Annotated in this window: 13 protein-coding genes; 9 read left to right on the forward strand and 4 right to left on the reverse strand. The window is 70.3% G+C overall.

Going from position 1 to position 17,360, the window contains the following annotated elements; genetic code table 11:
• Nucleotides 1-131: 131 nt before the first annotated feature.
• The gene (locus M8C11_RS00550) at nt 132-2,294 is read right to left on the reverse strand and encodes an RICIN domain-containing protein (protein ID WP_252447720.1); all 2,163 of its coding nucleotides are present in this window, start codon (nt 2,292-2,294) and stop codon (nt 132-134) included.
• A complete protein-coding gene (locus M8C11_RS00555; protein WP_252447721.1) occupies nt 2,291-4,612 on the reverse strand; it encodes a family 20 glycosylhydrolase in 2,322 nt (773 codons plus the stop codon). The genes M8C11_RS00550 and M8C11_RS00555 overlap by 4 nt, the downstream gene beginning before the upstream one ends.
• A gap of 313 nt (nt 4,613-4,925) precedes the next feature.
• Here M8C11_RS00555 and M8C11_RS00560 point away from each other — a divergent pair, with 313 nt between their 5' ends.
• From M8C11_RS00560 to M8C11_RS00585, 6 genes are all read left to right on the forward strand, one after another.
• Nucleotides 4,926-6,173 (forward strand): extracellular solute-binding protein, encoded by a 1,248-nt coding sequence (locus tag M8C11_RS00560; RefSeq protein WP_252447722.1) that lies wholly within the window; start codon nt 4,926-4,928, stop codon nt 6,171-6,173.
• A gap of 79 nt (nt 6,174-6,252) precedes the next feature.
• The gene (locus M8C11_RS00565) at nt 6,253-7,218 is read left to right on the forward strand and encodes a carbohydrate ABC transporter permease (RefSeq protein ID WP_252447723.1); all 966 of its coding nucleotides are present in this window, start codon (nt 6,253-6,255) and stop codon (nt 7,216-7,218) included.
• Nucleotides 7,215-8,084 (forward strand): carbohydrate ABC transporter permease, encoded by an 870-nt coding sequence (locus M8C11_RS00570; RefSeq protein WP_252447724.1) that lies wholly within the window; start codon nt 7,215-7,217, stop codon nt 8,082-8,084. The genes M8C11_RS00565 and M8C11_RS00570 overlap by 4 nt, the downstream gene beginning before the upstream one ends.
• On the forward strand, nt 8,081-9,004 hold the full coding sequence (locus tag M8C11_RS00575; protein WP_252447725.1) for a 1-phosphofructokinase family hexose kinase: 924 nt from the start codon (nt 8,081-8,083) through the stop codon (nt 9,002-9,004). Before M8C11_RS00570 ends, M8C11_RS00575 begins: the two co-directional genes overlap by 4 nt.
• A gap of 29 nt (nt 9,005-9,033) precedes the next feature.
• Nucleotides 9,034-9,930, forward strand: a complete 897-nt coding sequence (locus M8C11_RS00580; RefSeq protein WP_252447726.1) for an SIS domain-containing protein — start codon at nt 9,034-9,036, stop codon at nt 9,928-9,930.
• Between the two features lie 9 nt (nt 9,931-9,939).
• A complete protein-coding gene (locus tag M8C11_RS00585; protein ID WP_252447727.1) occupies nt 9,940-10,782 on the forward strand; it encodes a class II fructose-bisphosphate aldolase in 843 nt (280 codons plus the stop codon).
• 80 nt (nt 10,783-10,862) lie between these two features.
• Here M8C11_RS00585 and M8C11_RS00590 read toward each other — a convergent pair whose 3' ends face one another.
• Together M8C11_RS00590 and M8C11_RS00595 are read right to left on the reverse strand one after the other, a co-directional pair.
• Complete coding sequence (locus M8C11_RS00590; RefSeq protein WP_121684847.1) at nt 10,863-12,053, reverse strand: ROK family transcriptional regulator; 1,191 nt, start codon at nt 12,051-12,053, stop codon at nt 10,863-10,865.
• A gap of 80 nt (nt 12,054-12,133) precedes the next feature.
• On the reverse strand, nt 12,134-14,539 hold the full coding sequence (locus M8C11_RS00595; protein WP_252447728.1) for a family 20 glycosylhydrolase: 2,406 nt from the start codon (nt 14,537-14,539) through the stop codon (nt 12,134-12,136).
• A 220-nt stretch (nt 14,540-14,759) separates the two neighbouring features.
• Between M8C11_RS00595 and M8C11_RS00600 the strand changes: the two genes are divergently transcribed.
• The 3 genes from M8C11_RS00600 to M8C11_RS00610 are packed head-to-tail and all read left to right on the forward strand — an operon-like array spanning nt 14,760 to nt 17,355.
• Entirely contained in the window at nt 14,760-15,572 is an 813-nt protein-coding gene (locus tag M8C11_RS00600; protein WP_252447729.1) for an ABC transporter permease, read from the forward strand.
• Nucleotides 15,569-16,351 (forward strand): ABC transporter ATP-binding protein, encoded by a 783-nt coding sequence (locus tag M8C11_RS00605; protein WP_252447730.1) that lies wholly within the window; start codon nt 15,569-15,571, stop codon nt 16,349-16,351. The genes M8C11_RS00600 and M8C11_RS00605 overlap by 4 nt, the downstream gene beginning before the upstream one ends.
• Nucleotides 16,348-17,355 (forward strand): aliphatic sulfonate ABC transporter substrate-binding protein, encoded by a 1,008-nt coding sequence (locus M8C11_RS00610; protein ID WP_252447731.1) that lies wholly within the window; start codon nt 16,348-16,350, stop codon nt 17,353-17,355. The genes M8C11_RS00605 and M8C11_RS00610 overlap by 4 nt, the downstream gene beginning before the upstream one ends.
• Nucleotides 17,356-17,360: the final 5 nt, after the last annotated feature.

Consider the following 17,360-nt stretch of genomic DNA (forward strand, 5'->3'; position numbering starts at 1 on the left):
GCTGATCGGATCAAGAAGATCGAGCTGCTGCGACGCCCTGCCCAGGGCCATCACGGCAAGCTGGCCGATATGGATAGAAAAACGATGGCCGCCACTTCGTGGCAGCCATCGTTCAACACCAGCCACCTAGCTCACGAGATGGACCACTGCTGACCGGTTCCGCCGTTGGCGGTCCGCTGGACGATGTCCGTCCCGTCGCTCGCCACCGGGCCGAGAAGGTCCAGTGGCAGGCCACTGTTGCGGTTCGTGATGACGTAGTACGCGCCGGACCGGGTGATTCGCCACTGCTGGTTCGCCCGGCCGGTCGAGGTCCACTGGATCACGTCGGCGCCGTCCGCGGTGGAGCTGCCGGTAACGTCGAGTGCCCGGCCGCTGCGGCGGTTGATGATGCGGTGGTACCCGTCGCCGGTGGGGATGATCGACCATCGCTGGTGCGCGCCACCGTTGTCGGTCCACTGCACGGCGTCGCCGCCGTCGCCGGGCGCGCTGACCGCGACCTCCATGACCTTGCCGCTCGCCCGGTTCCTGATCGCGTAGGAGGCGTTCGGGTCGAACGAGCCGTTTCGGGCGTCGAGCTCGGCGAGCGTGAACCGGACAGTCATGATGTACGGGTTGCTGGTGTCGGTCCGGTCGAAGTAGCCGTAGGAGGTGAGGACGAAAGTACCGTCGGGCAGGACGACGTTGCCGGCGTAGCCGGTGTCGCCACTTCGCGCCGAGGGTGTGAAGTCCTCCATCAGCCGGACCCGGTACTGCCCCTCGCGGGAGTTGACCAGGTCGTCATAGGTTCCGACCCACGCCACCCAGTCGCCGGCGAGCCACGCGCCGGTGTTGCTGACGCTGTTGCGGATGATCTCGCGGAAGGTGATGACGAGCCTGCCGCTCGCCGGGTCGTACGTCGCGGCGTGCCGTTCGCCCATCAGGGCGCCCTGCATCTCGCGCGGCTCGGTCCAGGTGTTGCCCTCGTCGTCGGAGAACGCGACCATGGCGTTGGTTCTCTTGTGCTGTGCGCGGGCGAGCAGCGCCAGCTGGCGCCCGTCGGGGGAGCGGATGATCTCGATCTCGCACAGGCCGGCGAACTTCTCGATGGCGTTGTGCGGTGCGAGCAGCCGGGTGGGTGTGCTCCAGACGGCGTTGCCCGCCGCGTCGAAGGTCAGGTAGGTCTTCCAGTTGTCGTACGCGCCGTCGTGGAAGACGCCCATGTACCGGAAGTCCCAGGACCCGTCGGCCCTCTTCAGCCGGGTCAGGGCGGCGTGCGCGACCCAGCCGTTGAAGCCGGAGTCGGCGAAGTGGTGGGTGAACTCCGACCAGGACGCGCCGTTGTCGTCGGAGAACGCGGTCTTGAAGCCGCCGGGGCTGCGCGGCAGTCCGCTGACCAGCAGCAGGCGGTTGCGGCCGGCCGGTGTGGCCACCTTGTAGAGCGTCGGTGTCTCCTGGCTGGTCTCCCAGCTCGCCGGGGTGGGCAGCCGGCCCGACCAGGTGCGGCCGCCGTCGTCACTGCGCTTGAGCACCACCGGGCCGACGCCGTGGCCGCGCGGGTACACGGTGAAGATCGTCCGGCCGTCGTCGAGCAGCACCGAGTCGGGCTGACCGAGGTACTGCCCGGCCTGGCGGTCGGTGAGTACCTGGCGGGCAGTGTCGTCCTTGAGGTCCAGGAACGGGATCGTGTAGTCGATGCGCATGCTGAGGTCGCTGATCTCGCCGGCCGGCAGCGGCGTGCCGTACACCCGGACGAAGTCGATGTCGCCGTCGTAGTGCCACTCAGCGCCCCGCGAGTCGACGTTGCGGCCGATCCACATGCCGTTGATGCCGGTGACGTTCGAGAAGAACCGCGTCGACGGGTCCGACGCCCGCAGCGTGCCGTCGACGTACAGCCGGGTGCCCCCGGCGCCGACGATGACGATGGCGACGTGCCAGCGACCGTCGTTGAACGGTCCGCCCGACGAGTTCAGCCGGGTGGCGTAGACGCCGTTCTCCCGGTTCTCGAAGTACACCGTCCCACCGTTGAGGGTCAGCGAGATGTTGCTGGACTCGTCCGCGGTGTGCGATGCGCTCAACAGCGTCTTCGCCGTGGCCGGACTCGAGGTCCGGAACCGGACGGCGATGCTGCCGTGCGTCAGCCCGGCCACCCGGGACACATCGGCGGACCGGTCGACGAAGGTGCTGCTGCCGTCGAAGGCCTGGTTGACCGCATAGTTCACGGTCGTCGCGGTCGCCGCCTGCGCGGCCGACGACGGTATCGACATGCCGAGCACGAGCATCAGCCCGGCGATGATGAAACTACCTGTCCGTTTCATCGGGTGAGTGTCCATTGCTGGTGGTTCCCTCCGGTGTAGGTCGACTGCACGACGTCCGCGCCGTCGGTCAGGTCGGAGCCCGCCACGGTGAGCGCCTTGCCGGTAGCTCGATTGACGATCCGGTGGTAGCCGCCCTCCGGAACGATGCTCCAGAGCTGGTTGTCGTTGCCGGTCCAGGCCCACTGGATGACGTCCGTGCCGTCCGCCGTCTGGCTGCCGAACACGTCCAGTACCTTGCCGCTGCTGCGGTTGGCGATGCGGTAGTAGCCGTTGCCGGCGTCGGTGAGGGTCCAGCGCTGGTGCAGGGCGCCGTTGTTCGTCCACTGGATGGCGTGGCCGCCGTCCCCGGCACCGGCCGGCACCTCGAGCGCCTTGCCGCTGTTGCGGTTGAGGATGCGGTACTCCACCGCCGGGTCGAAGGCGCCGGCCTGCACGGCGATGGAGGACACCTCGGCCTTGTCCACTGCGACCGCGGTGCCGGTCGAGGCGGCGTTGCGAGTGTTCAGCACCCGGATGCGCAGGGAGTGCTGGCCCTGCGCCAGTGGACCGCTGGTGAACAGCTGGGCCTGGTCCATCCGGGTGGCGGAGTACAGGTCGACAACGGTCTCCGGGCCGCCGTCGATCGAGATGCCGGCCCGCCCGTGGTTCGCGGCCCGCGCCCCGAACAGTTTGACCTTGGTGCCGGTGAACCGCAGTTCGGCGGTGCTGCCCGCGGTGCTGCTGTAACGGTCGTCGCCCTGGAACTGCCGGGCGCCGCCGGTGCTGCGGTTCCACGTGCCCGCGTACTGGAGCTGGTCGTCGTTGAGCTGGGTCACCGTCGGCACGCCGGGCGCGTCCCCGATCGCGTCCACCCGCGCGAAGTACGCCTCCACGGTGGCGGATCGAGGGCCGCCCCACGCCCGCTCGGCGAGAACCTCCATGGGCCGGGTCGCGTACTGGTCGAACCACTCGTCGGTCTGGAACTCGCGCTGGTCGGACCAACGGGCCATCCGATAGCCGTTGACCTTGGCGTTGGTGTCCGGCACCCAGTTCTCGTAGACGTTCTTGGAGTTGACGAACAGGTTGAGGCCCGGCGTCACGTACAGGGTGTTCTCCGGGATGGCCGACACCGTGTAGCCGAGGTTGTAGAAGTAGCTCAGGGTGCCGGTGTACGGCGTGAGCACGATCTGCGTGGACGGCTTGATGCTGGTCTGCTGGCCGTTGGTCTCCCACCAGTTCCACATCTGGGTGGTCTTGCCGTACGACCGCACCTTGTCGTTCATCAGGTTCATGAACTCGGTGAAGACGTCACCCGGGTACGGGAAGCCGCGGCTGCGGGCGTAGTCCACCAGCTCGGGGCAGGCGTTCTTCGCGGCGTCGTTCTGGTACTCGTCGCCACCGATGTGGAAGTACGGGCCGTCGAACAGCGGCACGAACTCGTCCAGCAGGTTCATGGCGAAGTCCCGGGCGTTCTGCTTTGTCAGGTTCAGCGTCCAGCCGCCGAGCTCGCCGCCCGGCCAGGGCGCGACGCTCATCGACTGGCAGGAGAAGCGCATCGTCGGGTCGTAGGTGGTCATCACGGTCGCGTGACCCGGCAGATCGATCTCCGGGACGATGGTGATGTGGTACCGGCGGGCGACGTCCTGCAGCCGGCGCAGGTCGGCCTTGCTGTAGGACTGGGCGGAGGCCAATCCGGGGTAGCGGTCGCTGCGCAGCCGGAAGCCGTTCCACTCGGTGAAGTGCAGGTGCAGGGTGTTGAGGCGCAGCCACGACATGCGACGGAGCAGGTTCTCCAGGTAGTCCATGTCGTAGTAGTGCCGGCCGACGTCGAGCATCACGCCGCGCTCGCGGAACTGCGGGAAGTCGCGGATCGTGCCGGCGGGCACGGTGGTCCGGGTCGCGCTCTGCTTGATGATCTGCAGCAGCGCCTGCGTGCCGTAGTAGACGCCGGCGGCCGCGGGCCCGCGGATCGCCAGGTGCGTGCCGACGGCCATCACGTAGCCCTGTGCGCCGACGCCGGCGTCGGCGCCGGTCGTGCTGAGCAGGATGTCGCCGGCCTGGGGCGTCGCCGACGAGACGATCGGCACGGTGATGCCGCTGATCGCGCCGAGGTCGGCGCGCAGGGTTTCGGCCGCCGGGGTCAGCGCGGCGGTCTGTGCGGGGTCCACCAGAATGCGCGAGGACGTCGTCAGGGTGAAGGCGCCTTCGCCGCCGGTCCATTGCCGGACGCTCGGCGCGACCGGCGGCGCCGGGTTGGCCGCCTGGGCGGCGGTGGGTATCTGAAGGCAGGCGGCGGCCACCAGGATCGCGGTGAGACAGGAACGCGCGGATGACTTCATCGGTTACGGGCCTCCGGGGGTCGGGGAGTGCGGGGGCGGGTGGCACCGAGCGGGGCATGGCCAGGGCATCGCGACTGTGGTAGACATCTGACGTCCGATGTGGGACGACAGTAAGAACGCGGCGTGACGCCGTCAAGAGGGTCGATGCAACTTCCTGCAACCTTCAGCTGAGGTCAAGGCTTAACTTATCGCCGGCAGCCTTGACGCCCCGGCCATCGGCCCCTAGGGTCTGCAATATCTTGACTGACTCTGGCGCTTTCGCGTCATAAAAACTCATGCGCTCTCACGGCTTCCAACACGGGAAGAGGCATATATGAATCGACGTCTGGGCGTGGCGCTCGCCGCTGCCACCGCAGCGGCACTCCTGATCTCCGGCTGTGGTTCTTCGGGAGAGTCCTCATCCGACGGGTCGGTCACCCTCAAGCTTGTCGGCGCCGACTACGGCACCGGCCCGGCCGACACCACGCAGAAGTATTGGCAACAGATCGCCGACGCGTTCCACGCGCAGAACCCGACGATCACGGTCGAGGTCTCCACCATCAACTGGACCGACTACGACACCAAGGTCAAGACGCAGCTGCAGAACAAGGACTACCCGGACATCCTCCAGGGCGTGTTCTACCCGCAGTACGCGACGAACAAGCTGATCGCGCCGCTCTCCGAGGTCATGTCGAAACCCGACGCCGGCACCGCGACCTTCAAGGACGCGCTCAGCGTCGACGGCGTGCAGTACGCCGCGCCGTTCGTCACCTCGGCCCGGGCGATGTTCTACAACAAGAAAGCGTTCGCCGAGGCCGGCATCGCCAAGCCGCCGACCACCTGGGCCGAGCTCGAGACGGCCGCGAAGGCGCTGAAGGCCAAGAACTACATCCCGTACGCCCTGCCGCTGGGACCGGAGGAGGCGCAGGCCGAGTCCACGCTGTGGATGCTGGGCAACGGCGGTGGCTGGAAGACCGGTGACAAGTACACCATCGACAGCCCGCAGAACGTCGAGACCTTCACGTTCCTGAAGAATCTCGTCGGCGCCGGTCTCACCCAGCCCAACCCGGCGACCTACGACCGGACGGCCAACTCTGCCGCCGACTTCGCCGCGGGCAAGGTCGGCATGCAGTTCAACGGCCCGTTCCTCACCGCCACCATCGCGAAGGCCGGCAAGCTCGGCGAGGCCGACTACGCCACCGCCCCGGTGCCCGGCAAGACCGGCCCGGTCCAGCAGACGCTCGGCGTGGCCGACGCGATCCAGGCCTTCAAGACCGACGACGCCGGCAAGGCCGCGGCGATCAAGAAGTTCATGGACTTCGCTCTCAGCGACGAATACCAGCTGTCGTTCGCCAAGCAGTACGCCCTGCTGCCCGGCACCCAGTCGGCGCTGGACAGCCTGAAGAGCGACCCGGTGCTGGGCACGTTCTCCAGCCTGCTGCCGCAGTCCGTGCAGTTCCCGAGCGACGAGAAGTGGACCGCGACCGTCCTGCCCGCGGTCAAGAAGAGCATCGGCCTGGCCGTCAAGGACGACCCGGCAACCGTGCTCGGCGACCTGCAGGCCAAGGCGACCGGGCGCTGACCGGCCCCGCGTAGACCACGGTGGCGCGCGGCTGCCCCGAGCCCGCGCGTCATCGTCCGACGCCCGGATGGGACTGAGAATGGCAAGAACTGCGACGCTGCCGCGGCCCCCGGCCGCGGTCAGTGCCAAGCCGGACGGCCCACCACGCCGTCGCCGGCGCTCCCGGTGGGCGGGGCTGGAGCCGCTGATCTGGATCGGGCCGGCGATCCTGCTGATCATCGGCGTGGTGCTGGTGCCGGTCGTCCTGATGTTCCGCACCGCGTTCCACGAGATCGACGCGATCGGCTTCGACCACGGCTTCGTGGGCTTCGCGAATTTCGAAGCGCTGTTCCAGGAGCCGTCGCTCCGCGCCGTCGTGATGCGCACGGTCCTGTGGGTCGTGGTCGTCGTGACGGTCACGGTGATCGTCTCGCTGCTTCTCGCGCAGCTGTTCGACCAGAGCTTCCCCGGCCGGAGGGTGGCTCGCTGGGCCCTCATCGCGCCGTGGGCGGCGTCGGTCTTCATGACCGCCGTGGTGTTCCGCTGGATGCTCGACTCCCGGTCCGGGCTGATCAACATCTTCCTGCACGACATCGGGCTGCTGACGGAGCTCGGCACCGCGCAGGCGGACTGGCTCGGCCGGCCGTCCGTCGCGGTCTGGTGGATGATGGGCGTCGCGGTGTTCGTGTCGGTGCCGTTCACCACCTACGCCATCCTGGCCGGCCTGCAGGGCATCCCCGGCGACGTCTACGAGGCGGCTGTGCTCGACGGCGCGTCCGCGTGGCGTACCTATCTCTCAGTCACCCTGCCGCTGCTGCGCCCGGCCCTGCTCGTGGCCACCTTGATCAACATCATGAACGTCTTCAACAGCTTCCCGATCATCTGGGCCATGACCGGCGGCGGGCCGGGCGACGAGACCGCCACCACCACCATCTTCATGTACCAGTTGAAGTCGTCGTCGATCGCCGAGTCGGCGGCCATGTCGGTGGTCAACTTCGGCATCGTCATCGTGCTCGTCGGGCTCTTCGTCAAGGCCAGCAGCGGAAAATCGCAGGTGCAGTCATGACCACAGCCGTCGCGCCGAGCCCCATGCGCCAACCCCCGCGTCGCGTCAAGCCCCGACCCTCGGCCCGCAGGATCATTCTTGCCGTCATCGCGTACGCGATCGCCGCCCTCTTCCTGCTCCCGTACCTGGAGATGGTGGTCGCTGCCGCGCGCCCCTCCGACCAGCTCAAGGACCCGAACTACCTGCCGTCGGAGTTCGACTGGTCGAACTTCGTCAGCCTGTGGACCAGCGGCCTGGGCGGCAACCTCTGGATCAGCCTTCAGGTCGCGGCCGGCGCGACCCTGGTGGTCCTGCTCGTGGCGCTGCCCGCGGCGTACTACACCGCGCGGTACCGGTTCCGCGGCCGGATGGTGTTCCTGCTGCTGGTTCTCGTCACCCAGATGTTCCAGCCCACCGCGATGCTGGTCGGCATCTACCGGGAGTTCGTGGCGCTCGGCCTGAACAACTCGGTGCTCGGGCTGACGCTGGTCAACGCGGGGTTCAACCTGGCGTTCGCGACGTGGATCCTCAACGCCTACATCCGCTCCATCCCGCCGGAGTTGGAGGAGGCGGCCACCGTGGACGGAAGCAGCCGGCTCGGAGCGCTGTTCCGGATCACCCTGCCGCTCGCCTGGCCCGGCATCGTCACCGCGCTGATCTTCACCTTCATCTCGGCGTGGAACGAGTTCGTCGTCGCGTTGATCCTGACGTCCGATCCGGAGAAGCAACCGCTGACCGTGGTGCTCGACAGCTTCCTCGGCGGCTACCAGATCGAATGGGGACAACTGTTCGCCGCGTCCGTGGTGGCCACCATCCCGGTGATCATCCTGTTCGCGCTGATCGAGCGGAAGGTCGTCGGCGGCCTCACCGCGGGGTCGGTCAAGTGATCGCGTCGGTGTCGCTCAACCCGGCTCTCGACCTCACCTATGCCTTGTCGGCGCTGGTTCCGGGCAGCTCGCACCGGGTCTCGGAGGTAATCGCCCGCGCCGGGGGCAAGGGCGTGAACGTGGCCCGGGTGCTGCACCGGCTGGGTGCCCCGGTCCTGGTCCTGGGCCTCGCCGGCGGCGCTACCGGCGAGCGTCTCGAGGCCGAGCTGACCGGTGCCGGCCTGCCGGCGCGGTTCACCCGGCTGGCCGCCGAGACCCGCCGGACGGTGACCGTGGTCGCCGGCGGTTCGGCGACGGTCCTCAACGAGCCCGGTCCGCCCGTCACCGGCGCGGAGTGGGCGGAGTTCCGCGCGACCTTCGCGAGCCAGGTCCGGCAGGCGCGGGTCGTGGTGCTGTCCGGGAGCCGGCCGCCGGGCGTGCCCGAGAGCGCGTACGCCGATCTCGTCACGGTCGCCCGGGCCGCCGGCGCCGAGGCGATCGTGGACGCCGAGGGACCCGCCCTGCTCGGCGCCCTGGCGGCCGGGCCGGCGGTGGCGAAACCGAACGCCGAAGAGGCGGCCGGGCTGCTCGGCCGGCCCGTGCGCACCCGTGACGACGCCGTGGCGGTGGCGCACCGGCTGGTGCGTGACGGCGCCGGAGCGGGCGTGGTGTCCCGCGGCGCCGACGGCTTCGTGGCGGTAGCCGGCGGGGCCACCTACCACGCCCGCGTTCCGGAGGCCGTGCACGGCAACCCGACCGGGGCCGGAGACGCGTTGGCCGCCGTGCTCGCGGCCGGTCTGGTCGCCGGGACGCCGTGGCCCGAGGTCTTCGCCCGGGCCGTGGCCGTTTCCGCAGCGGCCGTCGCCTGTCCCTACGCCGGCGAGTACGACGACGCCGTGGCCGCCCGGCTGCTGCCCGTGGCCACTGTCGAACAGCTGTAGACGCACCACACCGACAGAAAGCAGGAATCGTGTTCCACGTCGCCTCCGAGATCGCCGCCCAGCCCGAGACCTGGCGCCGCGCCGCGGATCTGATCGCCCGGTCGCGTGCCACGGAGATGCTTCCGCGCCTGGGCGAACGGGTCGCGGTCGTCGGCTGCGGTACGTCCTTCTTCATGGCGCAGAGTTGCGCGGCACTGCGCGAGGCGCTCGGTCAGGGTGAGACCGACGCGTTCGCGGCGTCGGAGTTCCCGGCCCGCCGCTACTACGACCGGGTGGTCGCCATCACCCGCTCCGGCACCACGACCGAGATCCTGCGGTTGCTGGGTCAGCTGCCGGCCGACAGCCGCTCCACCGTCATCACGACCGCTGCCGACCGGCCCGCGGCCAAGCTCGCGAACGCCAGTGTGGTGCTGGACTTCGCCGACGAGGAGTCGGTGGTGCAGACCCGCTTCGCCACCACCGTGCTGGCCGCGTGGCGGGCCGGCCTCGGCGAGAACCTCACGCCGGCCGTCCTCGAGGCGCAGGCGTCGCTGAACGCGCCGCTCGACCCGGCCCTGGCCGACCGGCAGCAGTTCACCTTCCTCGGCACCGGATGGACGGTGGGCGTGGCACACGAGGCGGCCCTGAAGGTGCGGGAGGCCGCGCAGGTGTGGGCCGAGTCCTACCCCGCCATGGAGTTCCGGCACGGCCCGATCAGCGTGGTGGACCACCGGTCGGTGGTGTGGATCTTCGGAGAGCCGGTGCCCGGACTCCGCGAGGACCTCGCCGCCTCGGGCGCGCTCGTGGTGCAGACCGGCATCGACGCCATGGCCGATCTCACCACCGCCCAGCGGCTCGCGGTCGAGCTCGCCGTGCGCCGCGGCCTGAACCCGGACCGGCCGCGGCTGCTCTCGCGCGCCGTCGTCCTGCCCGCACCGACCGCCTGAGGACTTCCGATGACCCTCGTGTCCACCGCCGACCTGGTGGGCGCCGCGCGCGCCGCCGGTACCGGTGTGCTCGCCTTCAACGTCATCACGATCGAGCACGCGCAGGCGATCGCCGCCGCCGCGCAGCGTGCCGGCCGCCCGGCCATCCTGCAGATCAGCCAGAACGCGGCGCGCTACCACGGCGGCGTGTCGGCCATCGCCGCGGCCACCGCCGACATCGCGCATCGGGCGTCCGCGGACCTGGCGCTGCACCTGGACCACGTCGACGACCTGAACCTGCTGGTGCAGGCTCCGGCCGCCGGCTTCAGCTCGGTGATGGTCGACGCCTCCGCGTTGCCGTACGCGGAGAACGTCGCCACCACCCGCAAGGCCGCCGAGTGGACGCACGACCGCGGGCTGTGGGTGGAGGCGGAGCTCGGCTACGTCGGCGGGAAACCAGACGCCCCGGCCAGCGCCCACGCCGCCGGGGTCCGCACCGACCCGGCCGAGGCGGCCCGATACGTGGCCGAGACCGGAGTCGACGCGCTCGCCGTGGCGGTGGGCAGCTCACACGCCATGGCCGAGCGGACGGCGTCGCTGGACCTCGACCTGGTGACCGCGATTCGCGACGCCGTGCCGGTACCCCTGGTCCTGCACGGCTCGTCCGGGGTCCCGCTGGAGCAGCTCCGGGCCGCCGCCGCCCGCGGCATGGTGAAGATCAATGTCGGCACCGCGCTCAACGTCGCGTTCACCGACGCGGTCCGCGGGGCCCTGCCTGCCTCGGCGGACCCGCGGCGATACCTGGCGGCCGGCCGGGAGGCGATGACCGATGTGGTCGCCGAGTTGCTCACCGTCCTGTCCGCGGCCGACTAGCCGGGCGACAGCGGTGGCCGAGGACCTGTGGGTGCTGCGCCGGCTGATCCGTTTCCTGCGCGCCGTCGCTGCGGCGACGGCTACGTCAGCGGCCGGGTCGGCAGCAGGGATTCGGACGCGGTGAACCGCAGGGCGGCCGCCACCGCGCCCATCGCTCCGCCCTCGTCACCGAACTGGGCGGGCACGACGTCCACGCGCCGGGGATGGCGGGGGATCGCCAGCCGGGCGATCGCGGTGCGCACCGGTTCGAGCACCGTGTCGCCGGCCTGGGCCAGCAGGCCCCCGATGGCTATCGTGCCGGGGTCGAGCTGCACCACCGAGCCCGACAGCACCTGACCGAGCAGGACCGCGGCGTCGTGCAGCACCTCCCGTACGGCCGGTACGCCGGCCTGCGCCTGCGCGACCAGGTCGGCCGGATCCTGCACCGTGACGCCGCGGCGGGCGCACTGCTCGATCAGTGCGGACGGGCGGATCAGCAGTTCCAAGCAGCCGCGTCCGCCGCACGGGCAGGGATCGCCGTCCGGGTCCACGCTGACGTGCCCGATCTCGCCGGCGGCGCCGTGCGCGCCGCGGGCCAGCTGGCCGTCGACGATGAAGCCGCCGCCCACGCCATCGCTCCACCGCACGTAGACGGCGTCACGAACGTCGCGGGCCGCGCCCCAGGTGCCCTCCGCGAGGGCGGCCAGCCGCGAGTTGTTGTCGGTGATCACGGCCGCGCCGTAGCGTTCGTGGATGCGGGTGCTGATCTGTTTGGCGGTCGCCGAGGAGCCGCCGCCGCCGGCCGGGCGGCCGCGCCCGGTCACGAGGCCGGGCAGGCCGATGCCGATCGCCTCGAGGGCCCGCAGGTCGATGTCGTGCTCGCGGACGAGGTCGTCGATGAGCTTGCCGGCCGCGTCGGCGCGCCGGGCCGGTCCCGCGGTGAGCGTGACGGCGCGGGTGCCGCTGGCCAGGATGTCGTGGCCGAGCGTGGCGATGACGACGGTGATGCTCGCGCGGGCGAGGTCGATACCGATGATCCGCCCGGCCGACGGGTTGAGGCTGACCGTCGAGGTCGGCCGTCCGCGTCCGCGCTGGCCGGACAACTCGGGTTCGCGTTCGACGACGACGCCGCGGGTGATGAGGTCGCCGATGATGTCGAACAGCGTCGTGCGCGACAGCCCGGTCAGCCGGATCAGCTCTGCCCGGCTCAGCGGCCCGGCACTGCGCAGCTGCGCCAGCAGGGTCTCGGTGTGCGCTCGCCGCACGCGTTGCATGGCATCCGGGCGTTCCATCACCGCACCATCATGCCTCCCTCATGTCGGCACCGGTCGCCACCGTCGCTCCGGGCGGGGCGACGGCGGCGACGCCGCGGTCAGGTGGCGCGCACGGTGACGGTCAGTGCCCGGGTGATCGGGGCCTGTCCGGCCGAGCGCACCGACAGCGTGCCGGTGTAGGTGCCGGCCGCCGCGAACGTACGCCGGGACACCACGGTGAACGCGCTGTTGATCTGCATCGCCGTGATGTTCGCCTCCCGGGTCGCGGTGACCGGCAGCGACTCGACGCGTCCGTCACTCCAGGTGACCGTGGCGATCAGGTCGGCGGACGCGGCGCCGGGGGCGGTGACCGTCCAGGTGGCGCCGGCCTGAGCGCCGACGGTCACGGTGGCCGGTTTAGCGATGACCTGGCGCCGCCACGGGACGTCGGCGGTGGGGAAGAAGTTGATCCCCTGGACGGTCAGCCGGCCGCCGGCCACCGACAGCCGGGTGGTGAAGTCGGCGTAGTCGCGTTGAGCTTGCGGAGTCCAGCCCACCTCGGCGGTGGCGATGAGCCGCGGGTAGCTGTAGTACTGCGCCTGCCCGAGGCGGCGGATCCACTCGCCCCACAGGGCCGACTCGACGCCGAGCACGCTGCTCTCGGCGATGTTCGGGATGAAGGTGCCGGGGTCCCAGTCGTAGTGCCGGTCGAGACCGCACGGCCCGCCGCACGCCCATGTGCCGCCCTGCGGCTGGCGCGGGTCCTGCTTCTGCGGCACGTACGTGTGCGGCGCGGGGGACAGGAGCACCTTGGCGCCCCGGTTGTTCACCGCGGTGGCCACCGCGGTGCGGTCGCCGTTCCAGTACTGCACGACGGCGTTGTTCTGCGGCAGCGTCGTGCCGGCGTACTCGTTCCACCCGACCACGGTCTTGCCGAGCGACGCGACAGTCGCGTTGAAGTTGTTCACCATCGTGGTGTAGTCCGCGTGGCTGGTGACGTGGGCCTCGTCGCCGCCGATGTGCAGGTACGGGCCGGGCGTCATGGCCGCGATCTGGGTCAGCACCTGCCGGACGAACTCGTACGTGGCGGGGCTGTCGGCGTCGAGCGAGGAGTAGCCGACGTCGCCGGTGCCGTTGTGCGGGACGGTCTGCTGCCCGGGGGCCGGCTTCGGCTGCGCGCCCGCGGTGTTCAGCTGCGGGATGGCGTGCAGCGCGGCGTTTGTGTGCCCCGGCACGTCGATCTCCGGGACCACCGTCATGCCGTTGACGCCCGCGTAGCGGACGATCTCGGCGTAGTCGGCCTTGGTGTAGAAGCCGGTGACGCCGAGCTCGGTGCCCATCAGCTGGCCGCTGGGGCTGTAGGTCATCGCCGTGCGGCCGCTGACCTGGGTGAGCAGCGAGTAGTCGATCCCCGCGGGGTTGGACGCGGGGTTGTCCATCACGATCCGCCAGCCCTGGTCGTCGGTCAGGTGCAGGTGCAGGCGGTTGATCTTGTATTGGGCCGCGGCGTCGATGTACGCCTTGACCTCGTTCATCGGGTAGAAACTGCGGGCGACGTCGAGCATCATCCCGCGGTAGGCGAAACGTGGGTAGTCGGTGATGGTCACGGCCGGTACCTGCCAGACCGCGGCGGCGACGGTGTCCGACTCCACCCATTGCGGGAAGAGCTGCCGCAGCGTCTGTACGCCGTGGAGCGCGCCGGCCGCGGTGTCGGCGCTGATCGTGACCCGCGACGAGGTGCTGGTCAGCCGGTATCCCTCGGCGGCCTGGCCGGCCGGTCCCTTGCCGGGGCCGACGTCGAGGACGATCTGCGAGGCGGCGCTGCTCTGTGCGACGACCGGCAGGGCGTAGCCGGTGGACGGGCGCAGGATGTCGGCCAGGTGGTTGGCCGGCGCGCTCGCTCCGGCGCCGAGCGCGACGATCGGGCTACCCGGGGCGAGGGTGAACGGCGTGCCGCCGTTCTCGGACAACGACACCGGCTTGGGGATCAGGCCCAGCGACGGCGCGGGTGCCGGCGCGACGCTGTCCCAGATCTCGAACTCGGAGATCGAGTACCCGTAGGTCGACCACCGCTGGCGTCCCTGCATCCGCACGTGGGTCACCGGCTGGGCCGACTTCACGTCGATGACGTCGGTGCGGGGGCAGGTGTCGCGCTGGACGCGGGCCACGTCGGTCCAGGTGGTGCCGTTGGCCGAGGTCTGCAGGACGAAGTCACGGGCGCAGGCGTTGGGCCAGCTGATCGTGACGTGGTCGACCCGCGCGGCGGACGCCAGCTGTACCTGGACCCAGCTGTTGTCCTGATACTTCGACGACCACCGGCTGTTGCGGTTGCCGTCGTTGACGTGCGCCGCGACGAAATCGGCGCGGTCCAGTTCGACGCTGGACGCGGTGGCGGTGCCCGTACGGGCGAGGTTCACGGGAGCGGCGGCGGCCGGGGCCGTGCCGCCGGTGAGAGGGGCGACGATCGTCGTGCCGAGCACGACGGCGAGGTACGCCGCGAGCCTGCGGCGTCGAGGGGATGGCATGGGACTCCTTCGTCTCCGCGAGTCGGTTATGCGGAGTATGGCCGCGCCGCTCATTAACGTAAATGGGTTGAACAAAAATCTGCGGCTACACTGCCGCCAAAGATGAGACGTCATACGTCGCGACCAGCTCGGCCTATTTAGTCCGACGGGTTGACAAGATTCGTGATGACGCACAAGATTCGTCCAGCCCCGCTCCCCGACCTGGCTACGGAGGACCACCGTGCCGACAGATGTCCGTCCGTCGCGGCCGCGCGCGCCGGGAACCACCCGCGCGGTCTCGCCGCGCCGCGTCCTGCCCTTGCCGGTCTGGAACGTGCTCGCCGTGGCGCTCGGCCTCGGCATCTGGACCGGCCTGGCCCGGGCCGGCGTGTCCGGACTGCCCGGCCCCCAGGAGGTCGCCGTCCGGGCCGGCGAACTGGCCATGGACGGCACGCTGCTCGACGACGCCCTGGCCAGCCTCCGGCGGGTGTTCATCGGCTTCGCGCTGGGGACCGCGCTCGCCGTCCCGGTCGGCTTCCTCATGGGCTGGTACCGCACCGCGCGCGGCCTCATCGAGCCCTACGTGCAGTTCTTCCGCACCATCCCGCCGCTGGCCGTCATCCCGCTCGCCATCCTGCTGATGGGCATCGGGGAGACCCCCAAGGTCTTCGTCATCTTCCTGGCCGCGTTCCTGTCCTGCGTCGTGTCGACGTTCCAGGGCGTGGTGAGCGTCGACAAGACCACGATCAACGCGGCCCGGGTGCTGGGTGCCGGCGACGCCGTGGTGTTCCGCCGGGTGGTCGTGCCCGCCTCCACCCCGTTCATCCTGGTCGGCATGCGCGTCGGCCTCGGCGCGGCGTGGGCCACCCTGGTGGCCGCCGAGCTGATCGCCGCGCAGGAGGGGCTCGGCTACCGGATGCAGCAGGCCCAGATCTACTACGACCTGCCCAGCATCTTCGTCGGACTGATCACCATCGGCGTACTCGGCCTGATCATGGACCGGCTCCTGCTCGCGGCCGAGAAGCGCCTCACCGGATGGCAGGAACGGCGATGACCGAGAAGATCTCCTTCCGCTCCACCAGCCGCACCTTCGACGTCGGCGGCAAGCCCTTCCAGGCGCTGCAGAGCGTGGACCTGGACATCGCCGACCGCGAGTTCGTCACCGTGGTCGGGCCCTCCGGCTGCGGCAAGTCGACGCTCATGAACATTGCGGCCGGCCTCGTCGAGCCCACCGGCGGCGAGGTGCTCGTCGACAACCGTCCGGTGCGCGGGCCCAGCCCGGAACGCGGCGTCATCTTCCAGCAGTACGCGCTGTTCCCCTGGCTGACCGTCCGGGACAACGTCGAATTCGGCCTGCGTATCGCCAAGGTCGGCCGGGCCGAGCGGCGCAGGCGGGCTCAGCACTTCATCGACCTGGTGGGCCTGACCGACTTCGCCGATGTGCTGCCGCGGATGCTGTCCGGCGGCATGCGGCAGCGCTGCGCGATCGCCCGGGCGTATGCCGTCGACCCGCAGGTGCTGCTCATGGACGAGCCGTTCGGCGCGCTCGACGCCCTCACTCGCGTGCAGATGCAGGACCAGCTGCTGGCGACCTGGGGCTCCGAGCAGCGCACCGTCATGTTCATCACCCACGACGTGGACGAGGCCGTCTACCTCGCCAACCGGGTCGTCGTCATGGCCGCCCGGCCCGGCCGGGTGCAGGAGGTCATCGACGTCGACCTGCCGTACCCGCGCACCGAAGCCGTCCGTCTCTCCCCGGAGTTCACCCGGATCCGCAACCGGGTCTGGCGCGCCGTGTATCACCAGCCCGTACAGGAAGGTTCCGACCGATGAGTCCTCTGTCCCGTCGTTCCGTTCTCGCCGGCCTCGCCGGCATCGGCGCCACCGCCGCCCTCGCCGCCTGCGGCGACGAGGAGCCGTCCGGAACCGGCAGCTCCGGTTCCGCCACCGAGCCGGTCAAGCTCGGCTACATCGCCGACTTCACCGGCGCCAGCCTCATGGCCGTCGCCGAGGACAAGGGCCTGTGGGCGCAGCACGGCCTCAAGCCCGAACTCAAGGTCTTCACCAACGGGCCGCTGCAGGTGCAGGCGCTAGGCGCCGGCGACCTCGACTTCGGCTACGTCGGCCCCGGCGCGATGTGGCTGCCCGCCTCCGGCAAGGCGCGGGTCATCGCCATCAACTCGCTCGGCTTCGCCGACCGGGTCATCGCCCAGCCGGGCATCACCTCGGTCGCCGCGCTCAAGGGCAAGAAGGTCGGCGTACCGGAGGGCACCTCCGGCGACATGATCGTGCGGCTGGCCCTGCAGCAGGCCGGGCTCACCATCGACGACATCCAGAAGGTCGCCATGGACGCCAGCACGGTGGTCACCGCGTTCGGCTCCGGGCAGATCGACGCGGCCGGCATCTGGTACCCGCTCATCGGCACGATCAAGAAGCGGGTGCCGGATCTCGCCGAGCTGTCCAAGAACGAGGACTTCTACCCGAAGGTCAGCTTCCCGTCCGCGTACGTGGGACGCAATCAGGTCGTGAGCGGCAAGCCGGAGCTCGTGAAGAAGGTGCTCGCGGTCCTCAAGGCCGCCAACGACGAGCGGGCCACCAACCTCGACGCCACGGTTGAGGTGACCACGAAGTTCCTCAGGTCGGCGCCCGCCGACCAGCTGCGCGCCGAGGCCGCCAACGCCCGGTTCCTGCCCTCCGCCGAACTCGCCGCCAGGTCGAAGGACGGCACCGTGAACGGCTGGCTCAGCGGTCTCAACGGCCTGTTCAAGGACCTCGGCAAGCTGCCCGAGGCCACCGACCCGGCCAGCTACTACGACGCGGCCGCCTACGCCGCCTGAGGTTG

Source organism: Micromonospora sp. CPM1, from assembly GCF_023896895.1.
Taxonomy (GTDB): domain Bacteria; phylum Actinomycetota; class Actinomycetes; order Mycobacteriales; family Micromonosporaceae; genus Micromonospora; species Micromonospora tulbaghiae.